Annotated in this window: 2 protein-coding genes; both read right to left on the bottom strand. The window is 65.7% G+C overall.

Annotated features, from left to right (window positions below):
• Positions 1–35 precede the first annotated feature (35 nt).
• Positions 36–770 carry a CpaD family pilus assembly protein gene (locus AC1D00_RS39640; RefSeq protein WP_477014436.1) on the bottom strand — a complete coding sequence of 245 codons (735 nt, stop codon included), beginning with the start codon at positions 768–770 and terminating at the stop codon, positions 36–38.
• Between the two features lie 20 nt (positions 771–790).
• On the bottom strand, positions 791–1769 hold a 979-nt coding region (locus AC1D00_RS39635), incomplete at its 5' end, for a type II and III secretion system protein family protein (RefSeq protein ID WP_477014435.1).

The raw sequence follows: 1769 nt of genomic DNA, 5'->3' as shown, positions 1-1769 counted from the left end.
CGGCTGCTCTTCGTGTGTTTGCCTGGCGTAGCTGATCATCTGCCGGTGTCGCTGAGTTTGGCCTTGTCGGCCTCAGGATAGGCGACCGCCGTCGGTACTCCCTTGCGATACTTCTCGAACGCAGCGGTGCGCCGTATCGTATAGGAGGGAGTCTCCGGCCGCGGCTGCTCGAGGTCCGACGGATTGTCGACCATGGCTGCGAGGTTGCGCTGATAGGCGCAACCGTAATTGTAGTATTCCTTGTTCTCGAACCAGCTCTTGTTATTGATCGAAGGGCCGATGTCCTCCGGCCACAGCCCGCAGGGGCCCGCGACCGCGGCGATCTTGGAATAGGTCAGCCGGATCGGCGGCAGGAAGCGCTTGTCTTCCGGCTGGTAGGGGCGGGCGATGATGCCGCGTGGCGGAACGCCCGCCGCCGCCAGCATCGCCTGGATCTCACGCATCGACTCCGCGACCGGACGCGCGTTGGGCGTCCCGGACGGCACGTCGATATGGATGGCGCCGGTGCCTTCATGCAGCCAGGCCGATGCCAGACCCATCACGTCGGCGCGCTGGGCCGCGGTCAACCCGCCGCGGGCGTGGCCGACGAAGACGACGATCGAGCGGTTCTGCTCCTCGATCGCGATCGGATGACGCTGCTTGTAGCTGTCGGGAATGGAGGCGGTGACCGCTTCGTCGTGCTGGCAGCCGCCGAGCGCAAGCGCAATGCCGACGAGCGCGCCACCGAAGCCGATGGCGCCTCTGCGAATCTGGGGTGGTCTTGTGGTCATAACGAAGTCCCCGTTCCGCTTTAGTCGGTGATGAAGCCGTAGGTGCCGCGGTAGTTCCGGGCCGGTTCGGTCCGGCCAGGCACGCCGTAGATGCGGTTGATGTTGCCGAGCAGCTCGACCTGCGGATCGGCAGGCGCGGAGAAGCCGTCATCCGGCCGCGACAGGTCCTTCTGCGCCACGGCGCGAACGATATAAGGCGTCACGATCACGACCAGCTCGGTTGCGTTGTTGACGAAGTCGCGGCTGCGGAACAGCGCGCCGAGGATCGGCAGCTGCATCATGCCCGGCAGCCCGCTGACCGCCTGCTTGGTCTGCTGCTGGATCAGGCCGGCCATCGCCATCGCACCGCCGGAGGGAATCTCCAGCGACGTCTCCGCCCGGCGGGTCTTGATCGAAGGCACGGTGAGCGAGTTCACCGTCGACAAGGTCACGGCCTGCGACAGCGTGATCGCATTCTCGTTCGACAGTTCCGAAACCTCGGTCATCACCCGCAGGCTGATCTTGCCCTCGGTCAGCACCACGGGCGTGAAGTTGAGCGAGATGCCGAACTTCTTGAAGCTGATCTGGGTGGTACAGACATGCGTCGTGGGATCGCACGCGTAGCCCGCCGGTACCGGGAATTCGCCGCCGGCGATGAAGGTCGCCGACTCGCCGGAGATCGCGGTCAGGTTCGGCTCGGCCAGCGTCCGGATCACGCCGGCGGTCTCCATCGCGCGCAGGGTGGCCTGCACCGACGGCGTCGCGCCGAACTTCGTGGTCAGGCTGTTGCCGTCCACCAGATTCTTGCCAAGAGCGGTGAACGGGTTGGAGTTGGTGAAGCTCACCACGGACGTGCCGTAGTTCAGGTTGGCGGTGAGGTCGATGCCGAGCTGCTTGACGATGTTGCGCGCGACTTCGGCGACCGTCACCTTGAGCATGACCTGGTCGCGGCCGCGGACCACGATCGAGTTCACCACCTTGTCGGCGCCGCCGGCGAGGCGCGCGGCGAGATCGTTGGCC

The organism is Bradyrhizobium sp. P2_E8 (genome assembly GCF_056403875.1).
Note: the sequence above shows the minus strand (reverse complement) of the source record. Positions and strands in the feature narration are given on the sequence as shown.

Excerpts from the sequence above, each read along its gene's own strand:
- AC1D00_RS39640 (WP_477014436.1), bottom strand. The coding sequence starts at position 770 with ATGACCACAAGACCACCCCAGATTCGCAGAGGCGCCATCGGCTTCGGT.